This is a genomic window from Halothiobacillus sp. (assembly GCF_028710545.1).
Classification (GTDB): Bacteria; Pseudomonadota; Gammaproteobacteria; order Halothiobacillales; family Halothiobacillaceae; genus Halothiobacillus.
In genome coordinates, this window is record NZ_JAQTTX010000005.1 from 38538 (window position 1) to 45534 (window position 6997).

Consider the following 6997-nt stretch of genomic DNA (forward strand, 5'->3'; position numbering starts at 1 on the left):
AGGTTCGCTTATGACACCTCAAGATTCCGTTGTGCACACCGCGCCAGCGCAGGTGAACCCCGATCATCAGCAACTCATCGACCTGCTGGACGAAGCGCCGTTGCGCCTGCCGCACTATCTGACCTGGGCACTCTCCTCGGGCGGCACCTTGCTCGATGGCCTGTCGGTATTCATGCTCGGCATCGCCATCCCGCTGCTGGCGCATGACATGGCATTCACCACTACGCAGATCGGGCTGCTTGCTGCGGCGCTGGTGGCCGGGGCGATCATCGGGGCCTCCTGGGGCGGTCGTCTGGCCGATCGCATCGGCCGCAAATCGGTATTTCTGATCGACATGGGCCTGCTCGCGCTGTTCGCCGCGCTGGGCGCGTTGTCCTGGGATCCCCGGCTATTGATCGCCTCGCAGTTTCTGGTCGGTGTAGGGATCGGTATGGATTTCCCCGTCAGCAGCAGCTATGTCGCCGAATGTATGCCGCAACGCAAACGCGGCCGGATGATGGTCGCCACCATCGCCAGTCAATCCGTCGGCATGCTGCTCGCCGCCTTTATCGCCATGGGCTTGCTGCACCTCAACGGTAAACCCGATACCTGGCGGCTGTTTCTGGCCAGCGAAGCCGTGCTCGCCGCCCTCTTCCTCATCGCCCGCCTCTATTTGCCCGAAAGCCCGCGTTGGCTCATGAGTCAGGGGCGCAACCGCGAGGCGGTTCATGCGCTCGAACGACTGGTGCCGGAAGATCGACAAATGCTCGAAACGCTGGCGACCCGGCTCGGCAGCACAGTCCACCACATCACCAAAATCCCCGAACAAGCCCACCGGATGGGGCTGGCTGTCTTGTTCCATCCCGCCTATCGCCGCCGCACCTTGCTCAGCACCCTGCCGTGGTTCCTGATGGATATCGCCACCTACGGCGTCGGCCTGTTCACGGCTGTTTTGCTCGGTGCCCTGCACTTCGGCTGCCAGAGCCAAAACCTGACCGCGCATGCCGAAGCCCTCACGAGCGGTAGCGGCATGATCGACACCAGTCTGTTACTGGGATTTATGCTTGGGTTATGGGCCGTTGCACGTTTTGGCCGCATCCGGATGCAACTGATCGGCTTCGCTGGCATGACCGTCGGTATGCTGCTGCTCATGACGAGCACACTGCTCCTCGGCGGCGCGGGTCAACATTTACTGCTGGTCTTCGCCGGGTTCATCGCCTTCAACCTGTTCATGAACATGGGGCCCAACAGCACCACCTACATCCTACCGGCGGAGCTGTTCCCGACTCAGGTACGCGCCACCGCAGCCGGTTTCGCTGCCGCCACCGCCAAGGTCGGGGCAACCCTCGGTGTGTTCCTTCTGCCGCTGATCAAGTCTGCGGCCGGTGTGCCTGTTGTGTTGTTGCTGATGGCCTTCGTCAGCCTGCTGGGGATGCTGTTCACCTGGCTGTTCCGCGTGGAAGGCCACGGCCGCACGCTCGAAGAACATCATCGTGAAGATCTGCCATGAACACCGTCGCCGAACTGCATTGCCTGTGCGTCAACGCGGGGTCGTCCTCACTCAAGCTGGCGCTTTATGCTGTCGCTCCCAATGGTGCCGAACGGCGCTTGTGCGAAGGCTCCGCCCTTGAAATTGGCTTACCCGAATCCGCCATCGAGGTCGGCGGGCAGATCGAGCATCGCCCGCTGGCGGATCACCGCGCCGCCTTGGAAGCATTGCTCGATGCGTTGGCCCCGCCCCGGGTAGACGCGATCGGCCATCGCGTGGTGCATGGTGGCGATCACACCCGCCCGGAACGTGTTACGCCGCAACTGCTGACGCGGCTGGAAGCGCTCACGCCACTCGCCCCGTTGCACAACCCGTCGGCGCTGGCCGGCATACGCGCGGTCGCCGCGCACCTGCCCGACACGCCGCAGGTGGCCTGCTTCGATACCGCCTTCCACGCCACCCTGCCCGAGGTCGCGCGCACCCTGCCACTGGCGCGCTGCTACCGCGAACTTGGTCTGCGCCGCTATGGTTTCCATGGTTTGTCCTACGAATACATTACCCGCAAGCTCGGCGTGCAGGCCAAAGGCCGGGTGGTGGTGGCGCACCTGGGCAACGGTGCCAGTCTAGCCGCCCTGCGCGACGGGCGTTCCGTCGACACCACCATGGGTCTGACGCCCACGGGCGGCGTGATGATGGGCACGCGCAGCGGCGACCTCGACCCCGGCGTACTGCTGTATCTCATGCGCGAGGCAAAGCTGGACGCCGCCGCGCTGGAACGTGCCGTAAACCACGAAGCCGGTCTGCTCGGTGTCTCCGACAAAAGTTCGGACATGGCCGAACTGCTCGCCAGCGACACACACGAAGCGCGCCTGGCCATCGCCCTGTTCGCCTATGAAGTGCGCAAGGCCATCGGTGCACTGGCCGCCGCGCTCGGCGGGATGGACCGGATGGTATTTACCGGCGGCATCGGCGAGCACGCCGCACCAGTACGCTGGGCCATCTGCCGCGGCCTGGAACACCTCGGCATCGAACTCGACGCCGCCGCCAACACGGCAGGTGCCGCGCTGATCTCGACGCCGCAATCAGGCTGCCCGGTGCACGTCATGGCCACCGACGAAGACGCCATGATCGCCCGTCACGTCTACGAACTGCTGGAGACCGCAGATGCAAAATAGAATCGAACACCTGGACGACATCATCAACGAGGCCAAGGCGCTCCCCGCCGCCGTCACCGCCGTGGTCGACGCCGGCGAGCGCCATGTGCTCGAAGCCGCGCACCAGGCCGCCGCGGCTGGGCTGATCGAACCTCTTTTGATTGGGCGGCGTGAAGACATCGAACCTCTGATGCGTGAACTGGGCGGCGACTATCCCATTCTCGACGCGGGCACGCCCGAACTGGCCGCCGAACTCGGCGTACAGGCCGTGACGGAGGGTCGCGCCAAGCTGCTGATGAAAGGGCATCTGCACACCGCCGAATTCCTGCACCCGATCATCGCCAAGCTGCGCCGCGCACCACGCGTCTCGCATGTCTTCATCGCTGAAATCGAAAGTTATTCGAAGCTGTTGTTCATCACCGACGCGGCCATCAACATCACGCCCGACCTCGAAACCAAGAAACAGATCCTGCAGAACGCCATCGACCTGGCTCGATTGCTGGGCAACGCACAGCCCAAGGCCGCGGCGCTGTCGGCCATCGAAGTCGTCAATCCGGCGATCGCCTCGACTGTCGATGCCGCCTGTCTGGCCAAGATGGCCGAACGCGGACAGATCAGGCATGCACTGGTGGACGGTCCGCTGGCTTTCGACAACGCCATCTCGGCCGAGTCGGCGCGCATCAAGGGCATCAATAGCCCGGTGTCTGGCGAGGTGGACATTCTGCTCACCCCTGATCTGGTCTCGGGCAACATTCTCTACAAGGATCTGGAATACCTTGCCGGCGCGCGCTTTGCCGGTATCGTGCTCGGCGCCAGCGTACCGGTGGTGCTAACCTCGCGCGCCGACCCCGAGGCCGTGCGGCTGGCCTCGCTGGCGCTCGCCCGCGTGGCGCATCATCGCGGAGAGTGTTCGAATGAAGAATAATCAGACGACCATCGAGCGGAATGAAACACACATCCTTCCGCCCATCGTCACTTTGACGCTCAACCCCAGTGTGGACGTCAGTTTTGATATCGATCATCTGATTGAAGACCAGAAAGTCCACGCAACCGAGAGCCGCTATGACCCGGGTGGCAACGGCCTCAATGTTGCCCGCGCCCTTGCTCATCTTCGCATTCCGGCCCATGCCTGCTGCGTGGTGGCAGGCGAAATCGGTGATCTGCTCGAGCGCCTTGTTACCCATAAGATTGAATACCCGCACTGTCTTCGCGTCGAGGGCGAAACGCGCATCAACGCCACACTGCAACAACAAGCGCCCCGTGCACAATTTGAAGTCAGCGGCATCGGGCCGAAACTCAGTGCGTTTACATTGCAGCAACTTATTGATGATGTGACCCGACTGGCGGGTGATGGCTATGCAATCCTCACCGGCTCCTTGTGCCCCGGCGTCGATCCGGGTTTTTATGCCGAACTGGCTCAGCAGCTGCGTTCGCAGGGAGCCCGCCCCATCATCGATGCACAGGGAGAAGCCCTGGTTCACGCCGTCAAGGCCCGACCGTTCCTGATCAAACCCAACCGATACGAACTGGAGCAACTGGTGCGGCGTCCGTTGCCAGAACTGGCCGATGTGAGTCGGGCTGCTTGTGAGCTGCAGGCCGGTGGCATCGATTATGTCTGCGTCTCACTCGGCAGCGACGGCGCCCTGCTGGTCGATGGCAAATACAAATATTACGCCCATGCACCCGCTGTACATGTCCACTCCACCGTTGGTGCGGGTGATTCCATGATTGCAGGCTTGATTACCGCGCTGGCGCGTGGCGAAGGCCCTGCCGAAGCATTGCGCCTGGGGCTGGCCTGTGGCAGCGGTACGGCAGAAAAGCCGGGGACGGGATTATTCGATTACAACCAGATGCAAACGCTTTTAAGACAGGTCGAGGTCGTGCGGATTACCGACTGCGATTTTTCTGCCTGAATGCGCGCCGTGGGACGGCATTCGCTTCCGGTACAAGTAGATCAACCTCAAAAGGATTTTATCGTTCATGGTGGTACTTCCCTTTGTTACTGAATCCACCAACTGATAGCTAGGCTGACCGCGCCTTATTTCACTCATCCCAACCAGGAGAACCGCCATGTCACTGCATTCGTTCAAACCCGCTGATGTGCCACCCACCGAACGCGCCCGCTATCTTGCCAACCTTGAACGCGCAACCCAAGGTAGCGGACGGCTCATGCTCATGGCCGGTGACCAGAAGGTCGAACACCTGAACGATGACTTCGTCGGTGCAGGCGTGGCCGAAGAGGACGGTACGCCCGAACATCTGTTTCGTATCGCCGCCCAAGCGCGAATCGGTGTTTTTGCGACGCAACTCGGTCTGATCTCCAGCTACGGGCCTGATTTCCCCGATATTCCCTATCTCGTGAAACTAAATGCCAAAACCAACCTTGTCCCGACGACGAGTGCCGATCCATACAGCCACCAGTGGCATGACGTTGAGCAGGTTGTGCGCCTGCGCGAAACATCGGGGCTTAATATTGCCGGTGTCGGTTATACGATCTACCCCGGCAGCCTTTATGAGGGCAATATGTTCGCCGAAGCCGCGCGGATTATCTCCGAGGCGCACCAGCACGGTTTGCTCGCTGTTATCTGGGCCTATCCACGCGGCCAACACGTTGCCGATGAATACGACCCTCATCTGATTGCCGGGGTCGCTGGTATTGTGGCCTGTCTGGGGGCGGATTTCGTCAAGATCAACGCGCCGACGGGCGGCCCCACCGCACTGCGCGAAGCGGTGCGCGCCGCCGGACGGACGCGTGTTGTCTGTGCCGGAGGTGGCGAAACCTCCGCCGAGGATTTTTTGCGTCGCCTTCACGCCCAAATTAACGAAGCGGGTGTCGCTGGCAGCGCAACCGGCCGCAACATACACCAACGCCCGCTCGATGAAGCCGTGCGCCTGTGCAACGCCATCAGCGCCATCGACTTTGACAATGCCAGCATCGACGACGCTCTGCGCATCTACAGGGGAGCCTGACCACCATGGCCGCTCCGCTTTCGCCGCATAAAACCAAGATCGTCTGTACCATTGGCCCGGCCTCGGACAAGCCTGCCATCCTCACCCGCATGATCCGCGCGGGCATGAGCGTGGCGCGTCTTAACCTTGCGCACGGCGATTTGCACGGTCACGCGGCCACCATCGCACGACTGCGCAAAGCCAGTGCGCAGGCCAACCGACCCATTGCCATTCTTGCCGATCTACCCGGCCCCAAGCTGCGCATCGGCAAGCTCTCCCCCGATCCACTGCGCCTGAACCACGGCCAGCACTTCACGCTGACGACCGAACCTGTCGATGGCGATACGCAGCGGGTGAGCGTTCCGGATTTTCCCGAGTTACCGCAAGCTGTGCGCGTTGGCGAATCGATTTTTCTCAATGACGGTTTTATCCAGCTAAAAGTACGCGAAATTGCCGTACAGCAAGTGCATTGCCGCGTCGTCGTCGGCGGAGAATTGCGCTCGCACAAGGGGTTGAACATCCCGCATCTGCACGTCCCTCTGCCAGCTTTTACCGAACGAGATCAGACCCTGCTCGCATTCGCCTGCGAACAGCAGGTCGATGCCATCAGCATCTCCTTCGTTCAGACTGCTGCCGATGTTGAACGTGTGCGACGCGAAGCCGAAGCACTCGGTGCGGCGCCCTACCTGATTGCCAAGATCGAACGCGCCGATGCGCTGGCACATATCGACGCCATCCTTGAAGCGGCCGATGGCTGCATGGTCGCGCGGGGCGACCTGGGTGTGGAGACGCCCATCGAGGCAATTGCGATCACCCAGAAATATTTGATCCACAAGGCCAATGCAGCAGGCAAGCCCGTGATCACCGCCACGCAAATGCTCGAATCCATGGTCGAATACAGTCGCCCCACGCGGGCCGAGGCCACCGACGTGGCCAACGCCGTGTTGGATGGCACCGATGCCGTCATGCTTTCCGAAGAATCCGCCATTGGCAGCTACCCCGTTGAAGCGGTCAAAATGCTCGGACGCATCGCGCAACGGGCGGAGGCCGCACGATGCGAACAGCCGCCCGAATTGCCATCGGTCACACGCCGCGGCGCACACCCGAGTATCGAGGATATCGTTTCACTCAACGTCGTCACTGCCGTCCGGCATCTGCACGCGCCTTTTGTATTCACCCCCACCGAAACCGGCGCCACCACGCGGCGCATTGCCCGTTTTCACCTTCCATCATGGATCGTCGCCCTGTCGAACCATCACACCACCTGCCAGCGGCTGCTGTTCAGCTACGGTGTGCACCCGGTATATAGCGCCGACGACACCCGCGACTGGCAGGATATTGCCTGTGACTGGCTGCAAGCGAACAAGCTTTCCACGGGGCCGCTTATCTTCACCCAAGGGCCATCACGCGGCCATCCGGGCTCCAC

General features: G+C 61.9%; 6 protein-coding genes. All 6 read left to right on the forward strand.

What is annotated here, in order from left to right:
- Positions 1–10: 10 nt before the first annotated feature.
- Positions 11–1489 (forward strand): MFS transporter, encoded by a 1479-nt coding sequence (locus tag PHD44_RS01660; protein WP_300187328.1) that lies wholly within the window; start codon positions 11–13, stop codon positions 1487–1489.
- Positions 1486–2643, forward strand: a complete 1158-nt coding sequence (locus PHD44_RS01665) for an acetate/propionate family kinase (protein WP_300187331.1) — start codon at positions 1486–1488, stop codon at positions 2641–2643. Before PHD44_RS01660 ends, PHD44_RS01665 begins: the two co-directional genes overlap by 4 nt.
- A complete protein-coding gene (locus tag PHD44_RS01670) occupies positions 2633–3547 on the forward strand; it encodes a bifunctional enoyl-CoA hydratase/phosphate acetyltransferase (protein WP_300187334.1) in 915 nt (304 codons plus the stop codon). The genes PHD44_RS01665 and PHD44_RS01670 overlap by 11 nt, the downstream gene beginning before the upstream one ends.
- Positions 3537–4535 (forward strand): 1-phosphofructokinase family hexose kinase, encoded by a 999-nt coding sequence (locus tag PHD44_RS01675; protein ID WP_300187337.1) that lies wholly within the window; start codon positions 3537–3539, stop codon positions 4533–4535. Before PHD44_RS01670 ends, PHD44_RS01675 begins: the two co-directional genes overlap by 11 nt.
- Before the next feature lie 157 nt (positions 4536–4692).
- Positions 4693–5592 (forward strand): hypothetical protein, encoded by a 900-nt coding sequence (locus PHD44_RS01680; RefSeq protein ID WP_300187340.1) that lies wholly within the window; start codon positions 4693–4695, stop codon positions 5590–5592.
- Between the two features lie 5 nt (positions 5593–5597).
- Positions 5598–6997 (forward strand): pyruvate kinase (gene pyk / locus PHD44_RS01685; protein ID WP_300187343.1); only part of this gene is annotated, 1400 nt, incomplete at its 3' end.